This is a genomic window from Pseudomonas sp. SZ57 (assembly GCF_009495975.1).
Classification (GTDB): Bacteria; Pseudomonadota; Gammaproteobacteria; order Pseudomonadales; family Pseudomonadaceae; genus Aquipseudomonas; species Aquipseudomonas syringae.
On record NZ_WIBD01000005.1, the window covers coordinates 108,569 to 132,727 of the forward strand.

At 58.3% G+C, this 24,159-nt stretch carries 23 protein-coding genes; 6 read left to right on the forward strand and 17 right to left on the reverse strand.

The window, feature by feature from the left end:
* The first annotated feature begins 153 nt into the window (after window positions 1-153).
* From GE543_RS08675 to GE543_RS08700, 6 genes are read left to right on the forward strand one after another with little or no spacing between them, the layout of a single operon-like run.
* Entirely contained in the window at window positions 154-1,482 is a 1,329-nt protein-coding gene (locus GE543_RS08675) for a UDP-glucose/GDP-mannose dehydrogenase family protein (RefSeq protein WP_178118568.1), read from the forward strand.
* On the forward strand, window positions 1,479-2,474 hold the full coding sequence (locus GE543_RS08680; RefSeq protein WP_153221227.1) for an NAD-dependent epimerase: 996 nt from the start codon (window positions 1,479-1,481) through the stop codon (window positions 2,472-2,474). Before GE543_RS08675 ends, GE543_RS08680 begins: the two co-directional genes overlap by 4 nt.
* Before the next feature lie 11 nt (window positions 2,475-2,485).
* Window positions 2,486-3,229, forward strand: coding sequence for a glycosyltransferase family 2 protein (locus GE543_RS08685; protein WP_153221228.1), 744 nt, complete (start codon window positions 2,486-2,488; stop codon window positions 3,227-3,229).
* Window positions 3,226-3,510 (forward strand): lipid-A-disaccharide synthase N-terminal domain-containing protein, encoded by a 285-nt coding sequence (locus GE543_RS08690; RefSeq protein ID WP_003367870.1) that lies wholly within the window; start codon window positions 3,226-3,228, stop codon window positions 3,508-3,510. Before GE543_RS08685 ends, GE543_RS08690 begins: the two co-directional genes overlap by 4 nt.
* Window positions 3,507-5,036 carry a glycosyltransferase family 39 protein gene (locus GE543_RS08695; RefSeq protein ID WP_153221229.1) on the forward strand — a complete coding sequence of 510 codons (1,530 nt, stop codon included), beginning with the start codon at window positions 3,507-3,509 and terminating at the stop codon, window positions 5,034-5,036. Before GE543_RS08690 ends, GE543_RS08695 begins: the two co-directional genes overlap by 4 nt.
* 41 nt (window positions 5,037-5,077) lie before the next feature.
* Window positions 5,078-6,058, forward strand: a complete 981-nt coding sequence (locus GE543_RS08700; protein WP_153221230.1) for an SdiA-regulated domain-containing protein — start codon at window positions 5,078-5,080, stop codon at window positions 6,056-6,058.
* A gap of 159 nt (window positions 6,059-6,217) precedes the next feature.
* Here GE543_RS08700 and glmS read toward each other — a convergent pair whose 3' ends face one another.
* The 17 genes from glmS to mnmE form a co-directional block, all read right to left on the reverse strand.
* On the reverse strand, window positions 6,218-8,053 hold the full coding sequence (gene glmS, locus GE543_RS08705) for a glutamine--fructose-6-phosphate transaminase (isomerizing) (RefSeq protein ID WP_153221231.1): 1,836 nt from the start codon (window positions 8,051-8,053) through the stop codon (window positions 6,218-6,220).
* A gap of 9 nt (window positions 8,054-8,062) precedes the next feature.
* A complete protein-coding gene (locus GE543_RS08710; RefSeq protein WP_010428458.1) occupies window positions 8,063-8,830 on the reverse strand; it encodes a DeoR/GlpR family DNA-binding transcription regulator in 768 nt (255 codons plus the stop codon).
* Window positions 8,831-9,163: 333 nt separating this feature from the next.
* Window positions 9,164-10,531 carry a bifunctional UDP-N-acetylglucosamine diphosphorylase/glucosamine-1-phosphate N-acetyltransferase GlmU gene (gene glmU, locus GE543_RS08720; RefSeq protein ID WP_004403369.1) on the reverse strand — a complete coding sequence of 456 codons (1,368 nt, stop codon included), beginning with the start codon at window positions 10,529-10,531 and terminating at the stop codon, window positions 9,164-9,166.
* 125 nt (window positions 10,532-10,656) lie between these two features.
* Entirely contained in the window at window positions 10,657-11,082 is a 426-nt protein-coding gene (locus GE543_RS08725) for a F0F1 ATP synthase subunit epsilon (protein ID WP_003413751.1), read from the reverse strand.
* Window positions 11,083-11,125: 43 nt separating this feature from the next.
* Window positions 11,126-12,505 (reverse strand): F0F1 ATP synthase subunit beta, encoded by a 1,380-nt coding sequence (gene atpD, locus GE543_RS08730; RefSeq protein ID WP_002555982.1) that lies wholly within the window; start codon window positions 12,503-12,505, stop codon window positions 11,126-11,128.
* Between the two features lie 27 nt (window positions 12,506-12,532).
* Window positions 12,533-13,393 carry a F0F1 ATP synthase subunit gamma gene (gene atpG / locus GE543_RS08735; protein ID WP_003367855.1) on the reverse strand — a complete coding sequence of 287 codons (861 nt, stop codon included), beginning with the start codon at window positions 13,391-13,393 and terminating at the stop codon, window positions 12,533-12,535.
* Window positions 13,394-13,443: 50 nt separating this feature from the next.
* Window positions 13,444-14,988: a F0F1 ATP synthase subunit alpha gene (gene atpA, locus GE543_RS08740; RefSeq protein WP_003315957.1), complete on the reverse strand. Its 1,545-nt coding sequence runs from the start codon at window positions 14,986-14,988 to the stop codon at window positions 13,444-13,446.
* Between the two features lie 21 nt (window positions 14,989-15,009).
* Complete coding sequence (locus GE543_RS08745) at window positions 15,010-15,546, reverse strand: F0F1 ATP synthase subunit delta (protein ID WP_003315956.1); 537 nt, start codon at window positions 15,544-15,546, stop codon at window positions 15,010-15,012.
* A gap of 12 nt (window positions 15,547-15,558) precedes the next feature.
* A complete protein-coding gene (locus GE543_RS08750) occupies window positions 15,559-16,029 on the reverse strand; it encodes a F0F1 ATP synthase subunit B (protein WP_003315955.1) in 471 nt (156 codons plus the stop codon).
* Between the two features lie 57 nt (window positions 16,030-16,086).
* Window positions 16,087-16,344, reverse strand: a complete 258-nt coding sequence (gene atpE / locus GE543_RS08755; RefSeq protein WP_002555987.1) for a F0F1 ATP synthase subunit C — start codon at window positions 16,342-16,344, stop codon at window positions 16,087-16,089.
* A 138-nt stretch (window positions 16,345-16,482) separates the two neighbouring features.
* Window positions 16,483-17,352, reverse strand: coding sequence for a F0F1 ATP synthase subunit A (gene atpB, locus GE543_RS08760; RefSeq protein WP_003315954.1), 870 nt, complete (start codon window positions 17,350-17,352; stop codon window positions 16,483-16,485).
* Between the two features lie 16 nt (window positions 17,353-17,368).
* Window positions 17,369-17,776 carry a F0F1 ATP synthase subunit I gene (locus GE543_RS08765; protein WP_002555989.1) on the reverse strand — a complete coding sequence of 136 codons (408 nt, stop codon included), beginning with the start codon at window positions 17,774-17,776 and terminating at the stop codon, window positions 17,369-17,371.
* 146 nt (window positions 17,777-17,922) lie between these two features.
* Complete coding sequence (locus tag GE543_RS08770) at window positions 17,923-18,795, reverse strand: ParB/RepB/Spo0J family partition protein (RefSeq protein ID WP_003315951.1); 873 nt, start codon at window positions 18,793-18,795, stop codon at window positions 17,923-17,925.
* A 9-nt stretch (window positions 18,796-18,804) separates the two neighbouring features.
* Window positions 18,805-19,596, reverse strand: a complete 792-nt coding sequence (locus tag GE543_RS08775) for a ParA family protein (protein ID WP_002555991.1) — start codon at window positions 19,594-19,596, stop codon at window positions 18,805-18,807.
* A gap of 18 nt (window positions 19,597-19,614) precedes the next feature.
* On the reverse strand, window positions 19,615-20,259 hold the full coding sequence (rsmG, locus tag GE543_RS08780; protein WP_178118569.1) for a 16S rRNA (guanine(527)-N(7))-methyltransferase RsmG: 645 nt from the start codon (window positions 20,257-20,259) through the stop codon (window positions 19,615-19,617).
* Entirely contained in the window at window positions 20,256-22,148 is a 1,893-nt protein-coding gene (mnmG, locus tag GE543_RS08785; protein ID WP_371927122.1) for a tRNA uridine-5-carboxymethylaminomethyl(34) synthesis enzyme MnmG, read from the reverse strand. The genes rsmG and mnmG overlap by 4 nt, the downstream gene beginning before the upstream one ends.
* A 576-nt stretch (window positions 22,149-22,724) precedes the next feature.
* Window positions 22,725-24,095, reverse strand: coding sequence for a tRNA uridine-5-carboxymethylaminomethyl(34) synthesis GTPase MnmE (mnmE, locus tag GE543_RS08790; protein WP_017279505.1), 1,371 nt, complete (start codon window positions 24,093-24,095; stop codon window positions 22,725-22,727).
* Window positions 24,096-24,159: the final 64 nt, after the last annotated feature.

Here is a 24,159-nt window from a genome sequence, read left to right on the forward strand (position 1 = left end):
CTGACCGCGACCCTTCTGGCTACATGACAAACTCGTGTCATCGTTTCTTAACACCTTTATGACATTTATTTTGCGCTGGTTATTTCAGGCTGCCGAGGCACTTGAATACAAACTGGCTCATCCATTCATGTCATGAAGCGGAAGGAGCGGCACTTGAAAGTGACAGTGTTCGGAACCGGTTATGTGGGACTTACCCTTGCCGCCTGCCTGGCGGAAGTAGGCCATACCGTTTGTTGCATGGATGTCGACAGCAAGCGCATTGATGCGCTGCGCGAAGGCATATGTCCGATATTCGAGCCCGGTCTTGGCGAACTTCTGCGCAATGGTCTGGACTGCAAGAGACTAAGTTTCACGACCGATGAAGTACACGCCAGTCGCTTTGCAGAGTTGCTATTCATCGCCGTCGGTACGCCAGCGCAAGCCGACGGCAAGGCGGACCTGAGCCAGGTGCTTGCCGTACTGCGCTGCGTGATCAGACACGCCGAAAGTGCCCCGATCATTGTCAACAAATCGACCTCGCCAGTCGGCACCGTTGACCGCCTGCTCGTTGAGATCGCTGCCAGTGCGCGACGCGATGACGGCTTTGAAGTGATCAGCAACCCTGAGTTTTTCAAGGAAGGCTGCGCGGTCAGCGATTGCCTGCGTCCGGATCGCATTATCGTCGGCGGGGCCAGCCCGCGAGCGCTGGAGCAGATGCGCGAGTTGTATCAGCCGTTCAGTCGCAACCGCGAGAAGTTCGTGGTCATGGATGCGCGCAGCGCAGAGCTGTCCAAATACGCTGCCAACTGCCTGCTGGCGACCAAGATTTCGTTCATCAACGAGATCGCCAACCTCGCTGAACAAGTAGGTGCCGACATAGAACAGGTGCGGCTAGGCATCGGCTCCGACCCGCGCATTGGCTATGACTTCATTTACCCGGGCTGCGGCTTCGGCGGCTCATGCTTTCCCAAGGACTTGCAGGCGCTGATCGGCACAGCCAGCGAGCACGGCGTGGAAACGGCGTTGCTCAATGCTGTGGAACAAGTCAATCGCCGTCAGAAGCACCGCTTGTTTGAAAATATCCATACGCATTATCACGGTGATCTCAGGGGCAAGGTCTTCGCCGTCTGGGGACTGGCCTTCAAGCCCAATACCGATGACATTCGCGAAGCCTCCAGCCATACCCTGCTCAAAGCACTCTGGGCAGCCGGTGCCAGGGTTCAAGCGCACGACCCTCAAGCAATAGAAGCGGTCAGGCATCATTACGGCGAGCGAAACGACCTGCAACTGGTGCAGTGCAAGCATGATGCTCTGGAAGGCGCAGACGCTCTGGTGGTGGTGACCGAGTGGCAGGACTACCGGGTGCTGGATCTGGACGCGCTCGGCGAAAAGCTCGGTGATCGCGTGGTGTTCGATGGCCGCAACCTGTTCGACCCGTCGCAGCTGCGTGAAGCGGGCTTTACCTACTACGGCATTGGTCGTGGCCAGGCGACGCCGCCATGACGGTACTGGTGACAGGTGCTGCGGGGTTCATCGGCTTTCATGTCGCCAGGCGTCTGTGCGAACTCGGTGTGGAGGTCGTCGGTATCGACAACCTCAACGATTACTACAGCGTCGAGCTCAAGCAATCGCGCCTTGCCATACTGCAGCGCCTGCCAGGTTTCACGTTCCACAGGCTGGACATCACCGATGCCGAAGGTCTGTCCGCGCTCTTCGCGCAAAATGGCTTCGAACAGGTCATTCATCTGGCGGCGCAGGCCGGTGTGCGTTATTCGCTTGAACAGCCGAATGTTTACGCCCAATCCAATCTGGTCGGCTTTATCAACGTGCTTGAGGCCTGTCGGCAGTATCGACCCGCGCACCTGATCTACGCGTCGAGCAGCTCGGTGTACGGCGCCAATACGCGCATGCCGTTTCAGGTAGAGGATGCCGTCGACCGGCCGCTGTCCCTGTATGCCGCCACCAAGCGCGCCAACGAACTCACCGCCTACAGCTATTGCCACTTGTACGGCCTGCGCGCCACAGGGCTGCGCTTTTTCACCGTCTACGGCCCCTGGGGCCGGCCGGACATGGCGCTGTTCAAGTTCACAAAAGCCATGCTCGCCGGCCAGCCTGTGGATATCTACAACCACGGCGAAATGGCGCGGGACTTCACCTACATCGACGACATTGTCGAAAGCATCCTGCGCCTGCGTCTGCTGCCTCCCGACAACGTTGGTAGAGAGCCGCCCCATCAACTCTTCAACATCGGCCGGGGTCAGCCCGTCAAGCTGCTGGAGTTCGTCGATTGCCTGGAGGCCGCGCTAGGCCTGCGCGCAGAGCGGCGCTACCTGCCCTTGCAAGCGGGCGACGTGCTGCAAACCTGGGCGGACGTCAGTGCGCTGAGCCAATGGATCGACTTTCAACCACAGGTCTCGGTCGACACCGGCGTCAGGGCCTTCGTCGACTGGTATCGGGAGCACTATCAGGCCCGGATCTGTGCGCCACTTCAATAACAAGGACTTCCATGACCACGCCCACTTTTCTCTCCGTCGTGATCCCGGCCAAAAACGAAGCCGACAACCTGCCCAGCCTGATAAAAGAGATTTGCACAGCGCTGGACGGGGAACGCTACGAGATTCTGGTCGTTGATGACGGCAGCACAGACGACACCTTGAAAGTGCTGACTCACCTCAAAGACAGCGGATTGACCTTGTTGCGGATCCTGCACCACGAGCGATCGCTCGGGCAGAGCACCTCGGTCTATCACGCAGCACTGGCGGCCAACGGCACCTGGCTGGCGACCCTGGACGGTGACGGTCAGAACGACCCGGCGGACATTCCGGGGATGTTGGCGCTGGTACGCGCTCACGCAGCAGGCTCCGGGGCGATTCAGCTGGTGGCCGGTCACCGGGTGAATCGGCGCGATACCGCCAGCAAACGCTGGGCCTCGCGCTTTGCCAACGGCTTGCGCAGCCGGCTTCTCAAAGACTCGACTCCAGACACCGGGTGCGGCCTGAAACTGATCGAGCGGGCCGCGTTTCTGCGCCTGCCGTACTTCGACCATATGCACCGGTTCATTCCAGCGCTGATTCAGCGACATAACGGCCGTATGGTCACGCACCCCGTCAACCACCGCCATCGCCAGGCCGGTGTGTCCAAGTACGGCAACCTGGACCGCGCGCTGGTGGGCATTCTTGATCTGGTCGGCGTCTGGTGGCTGATCCGCCGAACTCGGCTGGAGGTTCAGGCACAGGAACTGCGGCCATGAAGCCGGATAACGAGACTTTCTGGCTGATCCTCGGCTTTGTCGGGCAGGCGGTTTTTACCGGCCGCTTTGTCCTGCAATGGCTGTACAGCGAATTCAAGAAGCGCAGCATCATCCCGGTAGGCTTCTGGTACCTGAGCATGTTGGGCAGCACGATCCTGCTGGCCTACGCCATTTATCGACAGGACCCGGTTTTCATCGCCGGCCAGGCCTTTGGCCTGCTGGTGTACATGCGCAACCTGCAGCTGATCAGCCGACAAGCCAAGACACCAGAGGAGCAATGACGGTGCGAACTCACCTTTCGCCTCGCCTCGAGGGATGGCTACTGGTCGCGCTGGCCGTTTTACTGGTCGGGGGCGGCCTGGGCTTGCGTCTGCCGCAGAACGTGGACGAAGAGCGGTTTCTCGGCGTTGCCTTGGAAATGCTGCAGAACGGCTCATGGTTCGTCCCGCACCGGGCCGCGCAGATCTACGCCGACAAACCGCCGCTGTTCATGTGGGCGACGGCATTCTTCATTTGGCTGACGGGCAGCCCGAACATCGCGCTGTACCTGCCCGGGCTGCTCTCCGCAGGCGCGACCACCGCAGTCCTCTACGATCTGGGCACCCGCCTCTGGAACCGACGCATCGGTCGGTACGCCGCACTGTTGTTCCTGGCCACCTATCAGACCTACAGCATCCTGCGCACCGGGCAGATCGACAGTTTTCTGTGCCTGTGGATTGCGCTGGGCTTCTTCGGTCTGGTTCGCCACGTGTTGCTCGGGCCGGCCTGGGGCTGGTTCTATTTCAGCTGTGCGGCCATGGGCCTGGGCATTATCACCAAGGGCGTCGGTTTTGTTCCCGCGTTGATGTTGATCCCTTACGCCTATGCCGCGCGTAAAGGTTGGCACGGTGTGGTGGCCATGCCTGGACAGGCCGCGCGCTGGGCGCTGGGTCTGCTGGTGTTATTGCTGGCCTGCTGCCTGTGGCTGGTGCCGATGATTATCTCGGTCGTGCGTGACGGCGGCCCGGAAGGGTTCGCCTATGTGCAGGAAATACTCTTGCACCAGACGGCCAATCGCTACGCCAGCGCCTGGGACCATCGCGAGCCCTTCTGGTATTTCTTCGTCAAAGTCATCCCGCAGTATTGGCTGCCGCTGGTGTTGGTGCTGCCCTGGCTGATCCCGGCCTGGCGCCGACAGTTGAGCAAGCACGATGGCCGGGTGTTGGTACTGCTCGGCTGGGTGTTGCTGGTGCTGCTGTTCTTCAGCCTCTCCAGTGGCAAACGCAAGATCTACATCTTTCCGGCGCTGCCCGGCCTGGTATTGGTGGCTGCCCCCTTGCTGCCCTGGTTGTTGAAACGCTGGTTCCATGACCGCGTCAGGGCCCGGCAAATCGTCCCGGTGGTGGTGGTTGTCTGGCTTGGTCTGTGGTTCGCCAGAGGGTTCGTCGAACCCGTCATAGAGGGCCAAAACCCACACAAGGAACTGATGGAACAGGCCGCGTACGTCACTCAAGGTGCCGATCTGGTGCTGGTCAACTGGCGCGAGGGGCACTGGCTCTATGCACGCCAACCCATTGTGCATTTCGGTTTTGCCAAGCCGTCGGCAACCGAACAGGCCGCCCGTTGGCTAAGAGAACACCCCGGCACCTTTGCGCTGGTGCCAGGCGAGCAACTGGTCAATTGCTTCTTGCCGGAAAAAGCCCGGCCGCTGGGTCAGACCTCCAGAGCTGACTGGTTCATCGTCGATGCCGATGCCGACAACGGCCTGTGTAAACCGGAAAGTCCGATGCAGGCCTATCGCTTCGCCTGGCAGCAAAATGTTGATTAATCCCCCGCCCAGCCGCCCAACACGCGGGAGTGAATGAAACCATGCAGCTGGAAACGATCAAGGCAAAGCGCCTGACGTGGTCGAACGTCGCACGAAAGCAGGTATCACTCGCACAACTCGTGCTGAGTGCAGCTGCTCTCGGGCTGCTGATCCTGGCCTATGCCGTGTCGACACACTTCCAAGTCCACCAACAGCTGTACCAATACGGTCGCACCTGGTTAAAGGGCAATACGGCAGCCGACAAGAATATCTGGCTGCCGGATTTCCATGTGGTTATCGACGCCAAACCACTTGCCCCGGACGTTGCCAATATCTCCGGGATCACCTACGACTACGACAATGACCGACTGCTGGCAGTGACCAACAAAGGCCCCATGCAACTGCTGGCGCTGAACGTGAACGGCGACATAATCGCCCGCTACCCATTGATCGGTTTCGACGACACCGAAGGTGTGGCTTATCTGGGCAACGGTCGCATCGTGCTGTGCGATGAAGATCTCCAGCAACTGGACATCATCACGTTGCCGCCGCAGGCACGCCCCATCCACGTCGAAGAAGCTCAGTTCATTGCGCTACTGATCAACCCCAGTATTCATAACAAGGGATTCGAAGGCGTAACCTACGATCCCGCCAACGACCGCCTGTTCGCGATCAAAGAGCGCGATCCACGGCAGATGTTCGAGGTTTCCGGCGTCCTGCGCTCCATCGATCAGGGCCGCTTGCAGATCAAAATTGCCGACCGGCTGGACTGGATCACGAAAAGTGTCGCTGCACGCGACCTTTCAGACGGCTACTACGACCCGCGAACCGGCCATTTACTGCTGCTCAGCGACCAGTCGCGCTCGATCACGGAACTGGACAGCAAGGGACGATTCGTCAGCATTCGATCACTGCTGGGTACCTTCTCCGACCTCAAGCACAGCGCCCCCCAACCCGAAGGCCTGACCATGGATCGTGCAGGCAACCTGTACGTCGTGAGCGAGCCGAATCTGTTTTACAAGTTTTCGAAAGTGCCGGAATAGGTAGTGAAGAAACCTGGTCTTGAGGATGACTTTCGGGGAGTGGGGGCAGGGTCTGTTTTGGGAGTATCGCTGGTCGAGTTGATCAGCGAGTTGCGAGGGTTTATCCACAGGGGGTGGTTTTGAGTTTTGAAAAGCCAAAACCTCACCCCTGTGGATAACTCACTCCACCGTCACAGACTTCGCCAGATTCCGCGGTTGATCCACATCCGTCCCCTTCAACACAGCCACGTAATACGAAAGCAACTGCAGCGGGATGGTGTAAAGAATCGGTGCCAGGGCATCGATAATGTGTGGCATGGCGATGACGTGTGTGCCTTCGCCGTTCTTCATGCCGGCTTGCTCGTCGGCGAATACGATCAACTCGCCGCCGCGTGCGCGCACTTCCTGCAGGTTGGATTTGAGTTTCTCCAGCAGTTCGTTGTTTGGTGCGACGGTGACGACTGGCATGTCGGCATCGACTAGCGCCAGCGGGCCATGCTTGAGTTCGCCGGCCGGGTAGGCTTCGGCGTGGATGTAGGAGATTTCTTTGAGCTTGAGCGCACCTTCCATTGCCACCGGAAACTGTGCGCCGCGCCCGAGGAACAGGGTGTGGTGCTTCTCGGCGAACAGTTCGGCGATTTTCTCGACCGTGCCATCCATTGCCAGCGCTTCGCCGAGGCGGGTTGGCAGGCGACGCAGTTCTTCGACGAGTTGCGCTTCGACGCCCTGCTCCAGCGAACCCTTGACCTGACCCAGCGACAGGGTCAGCAGCAACAAGGCGACCAGCTGGGTGGTGAAAGCTTTGGTCGATGCCACGCCGATTTCCGGACCGGCCTGGGTCAGCAGGGTCAGGTCGGACTCGCGCACCAGTGAGCTGATGCCCACGTTACAGATCGCCAGGCTGGCCAGAAAGCCCAGTTCCTTGGCGTTGCGCAGCGCTGCCAGGGTGTCGGCGGTTTCACCGGACTGCGAGATCGAGACGAACAGGGTGTCCGGCTGAACCACCACCTTGCGATAGCGGAACTCGCTGGCCACTTCGACCTGGCAAGGGATGCCGGCGAGGCCTTCAAGCCAGTAACGCGCGACCATGCCGGCGTGGTAGCTGGTGCCACAGGCCACGATCTGAACATTTCGTACTTTGGCGAACAGCTCGGCAGCCTGTGGGCCGAATGCGTGGACCAGCACTTGCTGCTGCCCCAGACGACCTTCGAGGGTGCGCTGTACGACCTTGGGCTGCTCGTGAATTTCCTTGAGCATGAAGTGGCGGTACTCGCCCTTGTCGGCGGCTTCGGCGCCTTCGTGGTATTGCACCACTTCGCGCTCGACCGACACCCCGTCGACGTTCCAGATCTGCACGCTGTCGCGACGGATCTCGGCGATGTCGCCCTCTTCCAGGTACATGAAACGGTCGGTGACCTGACGCAGCGCCAGTTGGTCAGAGGCCAGGAAGTTTTCACCCAGGCCTATGCCGACAACCAGCGGGCTGCCGCTGCGGGCGGCCAGCAGGCGGTCCGGCTGCGCGGCATTGATGACCGCAAGACCATAGGCGCCGTGAAGTTCTTTCACCGCAGCCTTCAGGGCAACCGCCAGATCGGCGGTGTCCTTGAGCTTGTGGTGCAGCAGGTGGACGATGACTTCAGTGTCAGTATCGGATGCGAATACGTAACCCAGGCCTTTCAGCTGTTCACGCAGCGCTTCGTGATTCTCGATGATGCCGTTGTGGACAACTGCCAGCGTGCTGGCCGAGAAATGTGGATGGGCGTTACGCTCACACGGGGCACCGTGGGTCGCCCAACGCGTATGGGCAATACCCAGACGGCCGATCAGCGGCTCGCCGGCAAGTGCCTGTTCCAGCTCACTGACCTTGCCGGAGCGACGACGGCGCTCAAGGGTGCCTTCGTTACTGAAGACTGCTACGCCCGCGCTGTCATAACCGCGGTATTCAAGGCGCTTGAGGCCTTCGAGCAAAATGGCCGTGATATTACGTTCAGCAACGGCGCCGACGATTCCACACATGGTTATCTCCTAGCTGACAGCAGCACAAATCAGATTGATGCCGCGGGCCTGTATCTGATCGCGTGCCTCACTGGACAGGCGATCATCAGTAATAAGGGTGTGGATACTGCTCCAGGGCAGCTCCAGATTGGGGATCTTGCGACCGACCTTGTCGGCTTCGACCATGACCACCACTTCCCGGGCGACTTCCGCCATTACCCGGCTCAAGCCCAGCAGCTCGTTGAAAGTGGTGGTGCCACGAACCAGATCAATGCCGTCGGCACCGATGAACAACTGATCAAAATCGTAGGAGCGCAGTACCTGCTCCGCGACTTGCCCCTGAAAGGACTCCGAGTGTGGGTCCCACGTTCCGCCCGTCATCAACAGGACCGGTTCGTGTTCCAGCTCGGTCAGGGCGCGCGCAACATGCAGGGAATTGGTCATGACCACCAGGCCGGGTTGCTGGCCCAGCTCAGGGATCAATGCAGCCGTGGTGCTGCCGCTGTCGACGATGATTCTGGCGTGCTCGCGAATTCTCGAGACCGCAGCGCGAGCGATGGCCTGTTTGTAACGGGAAACCGGCTGACTGCCGTCGTTTATAAGCTCGTGAGGAAGCGGCACTGCGCCCCCGTAACGACGCAACAGCAGACCGTTGGTTTCAAGCGCAGCCAGGTCCTTTCGAATCGTAACTTCAGAAGTTTCAAAGCGTCTGGCCAAGTCGTCCACACTGACTTCGCCTTGCTCGTTGAGCAGGGCGAGAATGTTATGGCGGCGTTGTGGTGTATTGCGCTTCGACATGACTGCCTTAAGTTTCGTTTCGAAAGATAACGAAGGCAATCAAAACCTATTTTGGGGGTTTGGTCAAGGTTTCGGGATGGGGCGGCGCAATTTCTATCGGATACTCGTGACACCGGCTTTTGAGCCTGGGGTTTGACGCGGAGCGTCAAGAACGGCATTCCTACGCTTGAGCGTGAGGAACGATAGGTGTGTGAAGGAACGCTCGTACCCATGCTCCGCGTGGGTATGCGGTTCTGGACGCTCTGCGTCCTGGCTTGAGTGTCAGGTGTGGATAGTTATGGACGCGTGCCAATGTTGAGCATTGGCATGCGGGTCATAAGGGCTGTGGATAACTCAGTCTTTCCTGATTTTCACCGGCCGCTTCCAGCCTTCGATGTTTCGTTGGCGGGCGCGGGCCACACCGAGTTGTTCAGCAGGCACGTTCTGGGTGATGGTCGAACCGGCTGCAGTCGTCGCGCCGTCCAGGATATCCACAGGCGCAACCAGAGAGTTGTTGGAACCGATGAAGACGTCTGCACCCAACGTGGTCTTGTGCTTGTTGGCACCATCGTAGTTACAGGTAATGGTGCCGGCACCGATATTGGTGCGCGCGCCAACTTCGGCGTCGCCCAGATAAGTCAGGTGGCCGACCTTAGCACCCTCGCCCAGGTTCGCATTCTTGAGCTCGACAAAGTTACCCACATGCGCCTTGGCACCCAGCACGCTGCCTGGTCGCAGGCGTGCAAACGGACCTGCGTCACTGCCCTCACCCAGAATTGCGCCTTCGATGTGGCTGTTGGCTTTAACGACGACACCCTTGCGCAAGGTGCTGTCCTTGATGACGCAGTTCGGACCGATGACCACGTCATCCTCGATCACGACCTTGCCTTCAAGAATCACATTGATATCGATCAGCACGTCGCGCCCGACGCTGACTTCACCGCGCACATCGAAGCGCGCAGGGTCGCGCAGGGTCACGCCAGCCGCCATCAGACGACGGGCTTCGCGCATCTGGTAATGACGTTCCAGCTCGGAAAGCTGCTTGCGATCATTGGCGCCCTGCACTTCCATCGCGTCGTGGGGCTGCTCTGTGGCAACCACCAGGCCGTCGTTAGCCGCCATGGCGATCACGTCGGTGAGGTAATACTCACCCTGGGCATTGTTGTTGGACAGCCGCCCCAGCCAGTCAGCGAGATGAGCGGCAGGCACCGCGAGAATTCCGGTATTGCCTTCGGTGATAGCCTTCTGCGCGTCGCTCGCGTCCTTATGCTCGACGATGGCACAGACACGATTCTGATCGTCGCGAACGATACGGCCGTAACCGGTAGGGTCATCCAGCGTGACGGTCAGCAGACCCAGTTGCTGCGGGTTAACCAGTTCGAGCAGACGCGAAAGCGTTTCCACTTCGATCAACGGTACATCGCCATAAAGAATCAACACGGTGTCAGCCGTCAGCGCGGGCAGCGCCTGAGCAACCGCATGGCCGGTACCGAGTTGCTTGTCCTGCATCACGAAATTCAAGTCATCGGCTGCCAGCTGTTCACGCACGGCATCAGCGCCGTGGCCGATCACGACGTGTATTCCACTTGGGGATAACTGACGTGCGCTGTGGATAACATGACCCAGCATGGAATTGCCGGCCACGGGGTGCAGAACCTTCGGCAGCGCGGAACGCATCCGGGTACCTTGGCCAGCAGCGAGAATAACGATATCGAGAGACATGATAGGACTACCAACTGAGCGGCAACCGGACCGAAGACGGGCTGACTTGAAAGAGGAAATCTGAAAAAAGAAAAAGGGTAGCCGAGGCTACCCTTTTTCTCAATCGCGCATCGAGTGCAGCAGGGTTAGCCGCCGAACTTCTTGCGAATTTGCTGAACGGTGCGCAGCTGAGCTGCAGCCTCGGCCAGACGAGCAGTTGCAGATCCGTAATCGAAATCTGCGCCCTTCTCGTTCAGGGCCTTCTCTGCAGCCAGTACGGCCGCCTGAGCAGAAGCTTCATCCAGGTCGGCAGCACGTTGCACAGTATCGGCAAGCACCTTGACCATGTTCGGCTGAACTTCAAGGAAACCACCGGAGATGTAGAACACCTCGGCTTCCCCACCCTGCTTGATCAAGCGGATCGGGCCCGGCTTCAGATCAGTGATCAGCGGCGCGTGGCCTGGAGCGATACCGATATCACCCAGGTTGCCGTGCGCAATCACCATCTCGACCAGACCGGAGAAGATTTCCCCTTCCGCGCTGACGATGTCGCAATGGACTGTCATAGCCATTTGCTTGCCTCAACCTAATAGCGCCCGTTGCCGGGCGCCGGGATTACAGTTTCTTGGCTTTCTCGATCGCTTCTTCGATGCCGCCGACCATGTAGAACGCTTGTTCTGGCAGGTGGTCGTAGTCACCGTTGAGGATGCCTTTGAAGCCAGCAATGGTGTCTTTCAGGGAAACGTATTTACCCGAAGCACCGGTGAAGACTTCTGCCACGAAGAAAGGCTGGGACAGGAAGCGCTGGATCTTACGAGCACGGTTAACCAACTGCTTGTCGGTCTCCGACAGCTCGTCCATACCCAGGATCGCGATGATGTCTTTCAGCTCTTTGTAGCGCTGCAACACGTACTGAACGCCGCGAGCGGTGTCGTAGTGTTCCTGGCCAATGACGTTCGGGTCCAGCTGGCGCGAAGTCGAGTCCAGTGGATCTACCGCCGGGTAGATACCCAGGGAGGCGATGTCACGGGACAGTACGACGGTGGCGTCCAAGTGGGCAAACGTGGTCGCTGGCGATGGGTCAGTCAAGTCATCCGCTGGTACGTATACGGCCTGGATCGAGGTGATCGAACCATTCTTGGTGGAAGTGATGCGCTCTTGCAGAGTGCCCATCTCTTCAGCCAGGGTCGGCTGGTAACCTACTGCGGAAGGCATACGGCCCAGCAGTGCGGATACTTCAGTACCGGCCAGGGTGTAACGATAGATGTTGTCGACGAACAGCAGAACGTCGTTACCTTCGTCACGGAACTTCTCGGCCATGGTCAGGCCGGTCAGTGCTACGCGCAGACGGTTACCCGGCGGCTCGTTCATCTGACCGTAAACCAGTGCCACTTTGTCCAGAACGTTGGAGTCCTTCATCTCGTGGTAGAAGTCGTTACCCTCACGAGTACGCTCACCCACACCGGCGAACACGGAATAACCGCTGTGCTCGATGGCGATGTTACGGATCAGTTCCATCATGTTTACGGTCTTGCCGACACCGGCACCACCGAACAGACCGACTTTACCGCCTTTGGCGAACGGGCAGACCAGGTCGATAACCTTGATGCCGGTTTCCAGAAGGTCGTTGCCGCCTGCCTGCTCAGCGAAGGACGGTGCAGGACGGTGAATGCCCCAGCGCTCTTCGGTGGCGATCGGGCCAGCTTCGTCGATCGGGTTGCCCAGCACGTCCATGATCCGGCCCAGCGTCGCTTTACCGACCGGTACGGAAATGGCTGCGCCAGAGTCTGTTACTTCCAGACCACGCTTCAAGCCCTCGGTGGAGCCCATCGCAATGGTACGAACCACGCCGTCGCCCAGCTGCTGCTGAACTTCCAGAGTGGTTCCTGCCGCGCTCTGAACTTCCAGCGCGTTGTAGATACTCGGTACGCTATCGCGTGGGAATTCCACGTCGATCACGGCGCCGATGATTTGAACGATACGTCCGCTACTCATTAGCTGGTTCCTCTAATATTTGAACCGTTAAACCGCGGCAGCGCCGCCGACGATTTCCGAGATCTCTTGGGTGATCGCTGCCTGACGCGCCTTGTTGTAGATCAGCTGCAAATCGCTGATCAAATCACCGGCGTTGTCTGTGGCGTTCTTCATCGCGATCATCCGCGCTGCTTGTTCAGCTGCGTTGTTCTCGACCACCGCCTGGTACACCTGCGATTCCACGTAGCGAACCATAAGGCCGTCTAGCAGCTCTTTGGCATCGGGTTCGTAGAGATAGTCCCAGTGGTGCTTGAGCCCTTGATCCGGGGTTGCCACCAGCGGAATCAATTGCTCCACTGTTGGTTGCTGGGTCATGGTGTTGATGAACTTGTTGGATACCACGGACAGGCGATCAATACGGCCATCCAGGTAGGCATCCAGCATCACCTTGACGCTGCCGATCAAGTCGTTGATCGACGGCTCTTCGCCCAGGTGGCTGATCGCAGCGACGACGTTACCGCCGAAGTTGCGGAAAAATGCCGCACCTTTGCTGCCGACCACGCACAGATCGATCTCTACACCGTTTTCACGGTTCACCGCCATGTCCTTGACCAGAGTCTTGAACAGGTTGGTATTCAAGCCACCACACAGACCACGGTCACTGCTCACTACGACATAACCGACGCGCTTCACAGGGCGCTCGATCATGAACGGGTGGCGGTACTCCGGGTTGGCGTTTGCCAGATGACCAATCACCTGACGAATGCGCTCCGCGTAAGGACGGCTAGCAGCCATGCGCATTTGAGCCTTGCGCATTTTGCTGACCGCCACTTTTTCCATGGCGCTGGTGATCTTTTGCGTGCTTTTGATGCTCGCAATCTTGCTGCGAATCTCTTTTGCGCCTGCCATGTAACACCTATCAGGTTAGCAAGCGGGAGCCTTGCGGCCCCCGCTGCGGCTTACCAGGTTTGGGTGGCCTTGAACTTCTCGATGCCGGCTTTCATGCCAGAATCGATTTCGTCATTGAAGTCACCCTTCACGTTGATCTTCGCCATCAAATCGGCGTGATCGCGGTTGAAGTAAGCAATCAGCGCTTGTTCAAAGCTGCCGATCTTGGTGATTTCGACGTCAGTCAGGAACCCACGCTCAGCGGCATACAGCGACAGCGCCATGTCAGCGATCGACATTGGTGCGTATTGCTTCTGCTTCATCAGCTCGGTAACGCGCTGACCATGCTCAAGTTGCTTGCGGGTCGCCTCGTCCAGGTCAGAAGCGAACTGGGCGAATGCCGCCAGTTCACGGTACTGAGCCAGAGCGGTACGGATACCACCGGAAAGCTTCTTGATGATCTTGGTCTGAGCGGCACCACCCACACGGGATACCGAAACACCGGCGTTCACAGCCGGACGGATGCCGGAGTTGAACATGGCCGATTCCAGGAAGATCTGACCGTCGGTGATGGAAATCACGTTGGTCGGAACGAACGCGGAAACGTCGCCAGCCTGGGTTTCAATGATCGGCAGTGCGGTCAGGGAACCGGTTTTGCCGGTCACTGCGCCGTTGGTGAACTTCTCTACGTACTCTTCGGAAACACGCGATGCGCGCTCCAGCAGACGGGAGTGGAGATAGAACACGTCGCCTGGGTAAGCTTCACGGCCTGGTGGACGGCGCAGCAGCAGGGAAATCTGGCGGTAAGCCACTGCTTGCTTGGACAGATCGTCATAAACGATCAGCGCGTCTTCACCGCGGTCGCGGAAGAACTCGCCCATGGTGCAACCCGAGTACGGTGCAAGGAACTGCAGCGCAGCGGATTCGGAAGCACTTGCAGCCACGACGATGGTGTTAGCCAGTGCGCCGTTTTCTTCGAGCTTGCGAACAACGTTGGCGATGGTCGATTGCTTCTGACCGATCGCTACGTAGACGCAGAAGATGCCGCTGTTCTTCTGGTTGATGATTGCGTCGATGGCCAGAGCGGTTTTACCGATCTGACGGTCACCGATGATCAGCTCACGCTGGCCACGGCCGACAGGAATCATGGCATCGACAGCCTTGTAGCCAGTCTGTACAGGCTGGTCTACCGACTTACGCCAGATCACGCCTGGAGCAACTTTCTCGACCGCATCGGTCTCGGTGTTGTTCAGCGGACCTTTGCCGTCAACTGGGTTACCCAGTGCATCGACAACGCGACCCAGCAGTTCCTTACCCACCGGAACCTCGAGGATGCGGCCAGTGCACTTGGCGCTCATGCCTTCAGCCAGAGTCGTGTAAGCGCCCAGTACAACGGCACCCACGGAGTCTTGCTCAAGGTTCAGCGCCATACCGTAGACGCCGCCCGGAAACTCGATCATTTCGCCGTACATTACGTCGGCCAGACCATGAATCCGCACGATACCGTCAGACACGCTGACGACTGTGCCTTCGTTACGGGCTTGGGAGGTTACATCGAGCTTGTCGATGCGACCCTTGATGATTTCACTTATTTCGGAAGGATTGAGTTGCTGCATTGCTCTGCTGCCCCTTCAAACTCAAGATTTCAATGCTTCGGCTAGTTTCGCGATCTTGCCACGAACTGAGCCATCGATAACCAGGTCGCCGGCGCGGATGACGACACCCCCTATAAGAGAGGCATCCTCCGCAGCATGCAGGCGCACTTCCCGGCCGAGCCGTGCACTGAGAACCTTGGCGAGTTTGTCTTGCTGTTCTTGGTTCAATGCGAAAGCACTGGTGACATCCACATCGACCGATTTTTCCTGCTCGGCCTTGTACAGGTCGAACAGTTCGGCGATCTCCGGCAAGAGCGGGAGGCGGTCGTTTTCAGCAACGACGTGAATGAAATTCTGTGCCTTGGCATCGAACTTTTCGCCACACACTTCAATAAAAGTGGTGGCCTTTTGTGCGCTCGTCAGTCGCGGGGCCTTGAGCATGCGCTGCATGGTGTCATCTTGTGACACCGCAGCAGCCAGGCCGAGCATGGCTGACCAATTGGCCAGCTGCTGGTGGGCCTGCGCATGCTCGAAGGCCGCCTTCGCGTAAGGTCGGGCCAACGTGGTCAGTTCTGCCATGATCGCCCTCGCTTAAATTTCAGCAGCCAGTTTGTTAACCAGCTCCGCGTGCGCGTTTTGATCGATTGTGGCACCCAGGATCTTCTCTGCGCCATTGACTGCCAGGCTACCCAACTGGGCGCGCAAGGCGTCTTTGACACCGTTCAGTTCCTGCTCGATCTCGGCATGAGCCTGAGCCTTCACACGGTCAGCTTCAACGCGTGCCGTTTCACGGGCTTCGTCGACAATCTGAGTACCGCGTTTCTTGGCTTGCTCAATGATCTCGGCTGCTTGAGCTTTAGCTTCGCGCAGTTGTTGACCCGCTTTTTCTTGGGCCAGCTCCAGGTCGCGAGCTGCTCGGGAAGCAGCGTCCAGTCCATCCGCGATCTTCTTCTGACGTTCGTGCAAAGCCGCGATGACCGGAGGCCACACGAACTTCATGCAGAAAATCACAAAAATGAAGAACGCAACGGACTGGCCAATCAGGGTTGCATTAATGTTCACGCCAACACCTCGCTCGTTCGTTGTCCATCACACCAATCAACTCGAAAATTCGAGTGATCAGCCAGCGAGTTGACCAACGAAGGGGTTCGCAAAAGTGAAGAACAGAGCGATACCAACACCGATCATGGTCACGGCGTCGAGCAAGCCCGCAACGATGAACATTTTAACTTGCAGCATTGGAACCATTTCCGGCTGACGCGCTGCGCCTTCCAGGAACTTGCCGCCCAACAGGCCGAAACCGATTGCAGTACCCAGTGCGCCCAGGCCGATCAACAGTGCAACAGCGATAGCGGTTAGACCAACTACAGTTTCCATCTTTCCTCCCGACTTTTACGTCGTATTGGTTAGGTTTTTTTAATTGAAGCGGTAAAACAAAATCGTTTCTACATCAGCCCTTGCGGGCACCGCCTCGCCAGTGGCGAGACGGTCATCAGACGCGTCCTGAGACGAATCTCAATGGTTATCTTCGTGAGCCATCGACAGGTAGACGATGGTCAGCATCATGAAGATGAACGCTTGCAGGGTGATGATCAGGATGTGGAACACAGCCCACGCCCACTGCAGCACTACACCCAGACCGCTGAGCCACAACAGACCGCTGCCGAACATCACGGCGATCAGAATGAAGACCAGCTCGCCAGCATACATGTTGCCGAACAGACGCAGAGCCAGGGAAATCGGCTTGGCGATGAGCGTCACGAATTCCAGCAGGAAGTTGACCGGGATCAACAGCGCCTGAACGAACAGGTTCTTGCTGCCAAACGGGTGAAGGGTCAGCTCGCCGATGAAACCGCCGATGCCCTTGACCTTGATGCTGTAGAAAATGATCAGTGCGAACACGGACAGGGCCATGCCCAGCGTGGCGTTCGGGTCAGTGGTCGACACGGCACGGAACGGAATGTGCGAGTCACCCGAGATCATCATCGCCAGCTGTGGAATCCAGTCCACCGGTACCAGGTCGACCGCGTTCATCAGGAAGACCCAGACGAAAATGGTCAACGCCAGTGGCGCGATGACCGCGCTGCGGCCGTGGAAGCTGTCTTTCACGCTGCCGTCGACGAACTCGACCAGAACTTCGACGAAGTTCTGCAGTGCGCCAGGCTGACCGGAAGTTGCCTTCTTGGCCGCCATGCGGAAGATCAGAACGAAAATCAGACCCAACGCAACCGACCAGCCGAGGGTATCGACGTGGAAGGCCCAGAAACCCATTTCCTTGGCTTCCGCTGCGGTGTGGGCAAAGCCCCATTCGCCATTGGGCAGGTGCCCGAATGTAAGGTTCTGCAAGTGGTGCTGGATATAGCCCGAAGCTGTTTGCTCTGCCATGGTTGCCTCAAACGCCCTAAGGTCTCGAAAGTCTTGTTCTCGTAAGCAGGGGAGCGAACCAGTTGACCACCTGGATCAACATGAACACGCCGAATACAGCCAGCGGCGCCAAAGGCTTCACACCTGCGAACGTCAATGCAAAAAGCACTGCCGTGAAAATCAGTTTGCCTGCCTCGCCGGCGTAGAACGACCGAACGATGGCTTGCGCTGCTCTGGCCCCGGAAAACCGGAATGCCTTGTGAGCAAAGTATAAATTGGGTAGCCAGGCTATCAGGCCTCCGCAGAGTCCCGAATATCCTGCAACGACTCCTTGCCACTGCCACAGCACCAATGCGGCCATGAGCAGCACGATCAATTGAGCCAGCAAAAGCGGGAAAACCGCCAGGCGATAGAACGGCAAGCGGTCTGGCATGCGGGATTCCATCGCAACTGCTCCTTTGATGTCGGTCGCCATAATCAATAACTTGGCATAATTTGTGCCGACAAAATGCGCGCAGAGTATAGGGGCGGTTAAGCCCCTATTCAACAGTCGGGTAGTGATTTCCGACTATACGCTACAGAGCAATTGTTTCAGCGGATGTGAGCGAGCACTCCCTGAAGCTCGTCCAGCGAGTTGTAACGGATGACCAATTGCCCTTTGCCCTTCTGACCGTGACGAATCTGCACTGCAGAGCCCAGACGCTCGGCCAGGCGCTGTTCGAGGCGGCTGATGTCCGGGTCGGTCTTCACCGGCTCGGCGGCCTCTGCCTTGCCACTCAGCCACTGCCTGACCAGTGCTTCGGTCTGGCGCACGGTAAGCCCGCGTGCGACAACATGTCGCGCACCTTCGACCTGCCGATCTTCGCCCAATCCGAGCAAGGCACGCGCATGGCCCATTTCCAGATCGCCATGAGACAGCATGGTCTTGATGGCCTCCGGCAGGGCAATCAGCCGTAACAGGTTGGCGACACTGACTCGCGACTTGCCGACGGCATCAGCCACCTGCTGCTGGGTCAGTTGAAACTCCTGCTGCAAGCGCTGCAGCGCCATGGCCTCTTCGATCGGATTGAGATCCTCACGCTGGATGTTCTCGATCAGCGCCATCGCAATCGCGGTTTCGTCCGGTACATCGCGGACCATCGCCGGGATCGTCTCGACTCCCGCCTGCTGGCTGGCACGCCAGCGACGCTCGCCCGCAATGATCTCGAAGCGGTTGTCACCGATAGGACGCACCACGATCGGCTGCATCACGCCCTGCGACTTGATCGACTGCGCAAGTTCTTCAAGTGCCTGCGGGTCCATGTCACGACGCGGCTGGTACTTGCCGCGCTGGATCAGATCCAGCGGCACATGCTGCAACTCACTTGGCGGGGCCTTGACGGCCTGTTCTTCAAGCGAACTGACGGTTGGACTGCTCAGAAGTGCGTCCAACCCACGTCCGAGACCTCGTTTCTTGACGGCCATGGGAATTCCTTAGGTTGGCTGAGCGGTTTTTGCGCCGCGACGTTGACGACGAACCAGTTCACTTGCCAGGGCCAGATAGGCCAGCGCACCACGAGACGACTTGTCATACGCCAGCACGGGCATGCCGAAACTCGGTGCCTCGGCCAGGCGGATGTTCCTCGGTATCACGGTGTCGTACAGCTGCTCGCCGAAGTGTTCCTTGAGCTGCGCCGAAACGTCGTTGATCAGGCTCAGCCGCGGATCATACATGGTGCGCAGCAGGCCTTCGATTTTCAGCTGCGGGTTGAGCAGTTCAGCAATACGCTTGATGTTATCCACAAGGTCACTGAGACCTTCGAGTGCAAAGTACTCGCACTGCATGGGGATAATTACGCCGTCTGCCGCGACCAGTGCGTTCAGGGTCAGCATCGACAGCGAAGGTGGGCAATCGATGAGAATGTAATCGTAATTCTCGCGGATAGGCGCCAGCGCATTGCGCAGACGACTCTCTTTCATCTGCATTTCCAGCAGAACCACTTCGCCCGCCGTCAGATCACGGTTGGCCGGAAGCAGTTGATAACCACCGTGCTCGGAAAACTGCATGGCCTCGCCCAGATCGCATTCGCCGATCAACAGGTCGTAGACGGAGTTTTCCAGGTTGTGTTTATCCACACCGCTGCCCATGGTCGCATTGCCCTGGGGATCGAGATCGATCAACAGCACACGGCGCTTGGTCGCGACCAGTGACGCGGCGAGGTTGATGCATGTGGTGGTCTTGCCGACCCCACCTTTCTGGTTCGCTATCGCGAATACCTTAGCCATTCTTGCTTGTGTTCCCAGTCATGCCGTGCGGCGCAGTATCAGCAGATGGCGTTGGCCTTGGCAACCCGGAACGGTCAAGGCGTGTGCGCTATCGAGGTGAAAATCCGAGGGCAATGCTACCAGCTCATCGTCAGGATGCAGCCCTTTCATTGCCAGCCAGCGTGTATTGACGTCGCCCATGTGACGCGTCCAGCCGGTGAAGTCTTCCAGGCTGCTGAACGCACGGGAGATGATCCCGTCGAAAGGCACTTCGGGCTGATAACTTTCTGCACGGCTGTGGATAACTTCAAGATTATCCAGTTTCAGCTCAAGTTTGACCTGGGTCTGAAACCGGGTTTTCTTGCCATTGCTGTCCAGCAGCGCCACTTTACGCTCCGGAAACAGGATGGCCATGGGAATGCCGGGCATCCCACCGCCGCTGCCGACGTCGATCCAGCGTGTAACTTCGATGAAGGGCACCACACTGAGACTGTCGAGCAGATGCCTCGATACCATTTCGTCCGGGTTGCGTACCGCAGTCAGGTTGTAGGCCTTGTTCCACTTGATCAACAACGCCAGATACGCCAGCAATTGCTCGTGCTGGGCCGGGCTGAGGTCAATCCCCAATTCCCGGGCACCGGTGGATAACTCTTGGGCGTGTTGCGGGGTGACCATAGAACTCAAGCGCTTTGCTCCAACTGACGGCCCGCGCCGCGTTTTTTCAAATGGATCATCAACAGCGATATCGCTGCAGGCGTAACGCCGGGGATGCGCGAGGCCTGTCCGAGTGTTTGCGGACGAGTTATCCCCAGCTTGCTCTGGATTTCTTTCGACAGGCCGGAGATCGCGGCGTAGTCGATGTCTTCCGGCAGACCAGTGTCTTCACTGGCGCGCAGACGGGCAATTTCGTCCTGTTGGCGGTCAATGTAACCGGCATATTTTGTCTTGATCTCGACCTGCTCGGCTACCTGGGGATCGATGCAGCCCTGGCCAGTTATTGAAATCAGGCTGGCGTAGTCGATTTCCGGACGAGTCAGCAGGTTGAGCAAATTGTATTCGTGGGTCAGCGGCGTGCCGAAGTGTGCAGCAATCGCATCGCCCTGCTCGGTACCGGGACGCACCCAGGTACTTTTCAAACGCTGTTCTTCCAGCTCGATGCTTTCACGCTTGGTGCAGAACGCAGCCCAGCGGGCGTCGTCGACCAGGCCCAGTTCGCGGCCCTTTTCGGTAAGTCGCAGGTCAGCGTTGTCTTCGCGCAGGATCAAACGGTATTCGGCCCTGGAGGTGAACATCCGGTAAGGCTCTTGCGTACCAAGGGTGATCAGGTCGTCGACCAGAACGCCGATGTACGCTTCATCGCGACGCGGGCACCAGCTGTCTCGGCCCTGTGCGCGCAGCGCGGCATTGGTCCCAGCCAGCAAACCCTGGGCGCCGGCCTCTTCGTAACCGGTCGTGCCGTTGATCTGGCCAGCGAAGAACAGACCGCCGATGACCTTGGTTTCCAGGCTGTATTTCAGATCACGCGGGTCGAAATAGTCGTATTCGATGGCGTAACCAGGGCGAACGATGTGTGCGTTCTCCATGCCGCGAATCGACTGGACGATCCGCAATTGCACGTCGAATGGCAACGACGTGGAAATACCGTTCGGGTACAGCTCGTGCGTGGTCAACCCTTCCGGCTCGATGAAGACCTGATGGCTTTCCTTGTCGGCAAACCGGTGGATCTTGTCTTCGATCGACGGGCAGTAACGCGGACCAATACCTTCGATAACACCCGAATACATCGGCGAGCGATCGAGGTTGGACGCAATGATTTCGTGAGTCCGCGCGTTGGTGTGCGTAATCCAGCAGCTGACCTGCGGCGGATGCTGTTCCTTGTTGCCCAGGAACGACATGACCGGGATCGGTGTGTCACCTGGCTGCTCGGTCATCACCGAGAAATCCACAGAACGCCCGTCAATGCGTGGCGGGGTCCCGGTTTTCAGGCGGCCGACGCGCAGCGGCAGTTCACGCAGTCGTTGCGCCAGTGCGATCGAGGGAGGATCACCTGCCCGACCGCCCGAGTAATTTTGCATACCGATGTGGATAAGTCCGCCAAGGAACGTACCTGTGGTCAACACCACGGAATCGGCAAATATGCGCATACCCATCTGGGTCACGACGCCGCGCACTTGATCCTGTTCGACGATCAGGTCATCGCAGGCTTGCTGAAATATCCACAGATTCGGCTGGTTTTCCAGGGTTTCGCGGATGGCTGCCTTGTACAGCACGCGATCAGCCTGTGCACGGGTGGCTCGTACTGCCGGCCCCTTGCGGCTGTTCAGCACGCGGAACTGGATACCGCCCTTGTCAGTAGCCATGGCCATGGCACCGCCCAAGGCGTCGATTTCCTTGACCAGATGGCTTTTACCGATACCACCGATGGCCGGGTTGCAACTCATCTGGCCGAGTGTTTCCACGTTGTGGGTCAGCAACAGGGTTTTGACACCCATACGTGCCGACGCCAGTGCGGCCTCGGTACCGGCATGACCGCCACCGATGACGATCACTTCAAAACGGGAAGGGAAATCCACCACGCACCTCGTGCCTGTTGTCGATGAGAAATTGGGATAGCTGACAAGTATAGGGACTTACCCCACCTGAATGAAACCCGTTGGACAAAATTTAACCAGCTGTGGAAAACTCGCGAATAAAGAAAATAAAAAGGAAAGAAAGTTTATAAAGCCTTGTTTTTATGTTTATTCTTACTGAGCCACCTTTCTGTGGATAGATCTCTACAGGCCTTTATTTTCAATGTGTACAGAGATTCAAAAGCCTGTGTTCATGTGGGGATGAGGGGGTTGGATAACCGTCCTGAGCCTGTTGATAAGATAGCCACTTGTCCACAGGGGCATTTATCTTCAGGTTTGCACCCTGCTTACCCACCGAGCTGAAGGGCAGTTATTCACAGGGCTTAATCCACAAAAAAACGGCTATTCAGCAAAAATCAGGCACAGAAAATCCCTCTCTCGGGCATGTCTGCTCGTCAGATTCAGGTGTCGAGGCACAGTTGAAGGAGGAAATGGCGGAGTATGTGGATAACGCTGCCGCTGAAAGAGGCATCTTGTGGTGCTTGAAGGCATGACCCAGGGCGGGCCATGCCAGGAGGTTTACTTACCGATGCAGAAGCTGGAGAAGATTCTGCCAAGCAGGTCGTCGGAACTGAATGCGCCGGTAATCTCGCCAAGCGCTTGCTGTGCCTGACGCAGGTCTTCGGCCAGTAGCTCTCCAGCGCCCGCCAGGGTGAGTTGAGCCCTGCCGTGTTCCAGCGAGTCACTGGCATGGCGCAGCGCCTCAAGATGGCGTCGACGCGCGCTGAAGCTGCTTTCCGAGGTTTGTTCATAGCCCATGCAGGCCTTGAGATGCTCGCGCAGCAGTTCAAGCCCTTCGCCACCAGACCTGGCGCTCAGGCTGATGGTGACGTGGCCATCAACGCTGGTCTGCAGATCGACGGGGTCTCCACTCAGATCTGCCTTGTTGCGTATCAGCGTGACTTTCGACGGGTCCGGGCGCTGCTCGAGGAATTCGGGCCACAGTGCGAACGGGTCTGCTGCCTCCGGCGCGGTCGCATCCACCACCAGCAGAATCCGGTCAGCTTCGCCGATGGCCTTGAGTGCGCGCTGCACGCCGATCATTTCCACCTGGTCTTGAGTATCCCGCAGCCCTGCAGTGTCGACGACGTGCAACGGCATTCCATCTATGTGGATATGTTCACGCAGTACATCGCGGGTTGTGCCGGCGATCTCGGTGACAATTGCCGCCTCCCTGCCCGCCAGAGCGTTCAGCAGACTGGATTTGCCCGCATTGGGACGTCCGGCAATCACCACGGTCATGCCGTCGCGTAACAAGGCACCCTGCCCGGCTTCACGCAGCACTGTGGATAACTCGGCACGCACGTCATCGAGCATGTTCAGAACGTGGCCATCGGCAAGGAAGTCGATTTCCTCTTCGGGGAAGTCGATTGCAGCCTCTACGTAGATACGCAGACTGATCAATTTCTCGGTCAAGTTATCCACACGCCGCGAGAAAGCGCCCTGCAGCGAGCGCAGTGCATTGCGCGCTGCCTGTGCAGAACTCGCCTCGATCAGGTCGGCAATCGCTTCTGCCTGGGCAAGATCGAGTTTGTCATTGAGAAAGGCGCGCTCACTGAACTCGCCCGGACGAGCCAGTCGGCTGCCCAGTTGCAGGCAGCGTTGCAGCAGCATGTCCAGAACGATGGGACCACCGTGACCCTGAAGTTCCAGCACGTCTTCGCCGGTGAATGAGTTAGGTCCCGGAAAATACAGCGCGATGCCTTCGTCGAGTACCTGCCCTGCATCGTCGACAAAGGGGCCGTAGTGGGCAAATCGGGGCTTGAGGGTCCGGCCGATAATGGCTTCGGCGGCCTTGCCCGCCAGAGGACCTGACACCCGGACGATACCGACACCGCCACGCCCTTGGGCTGTGGCGATGGCGGCAATGGTTTCACGAGGAACGTTCATGCTCCGGCTCCCGGGCAAATGACGGATAGCAAAACGCCCCACTAGGGGGCGTCTTGTAGAACTT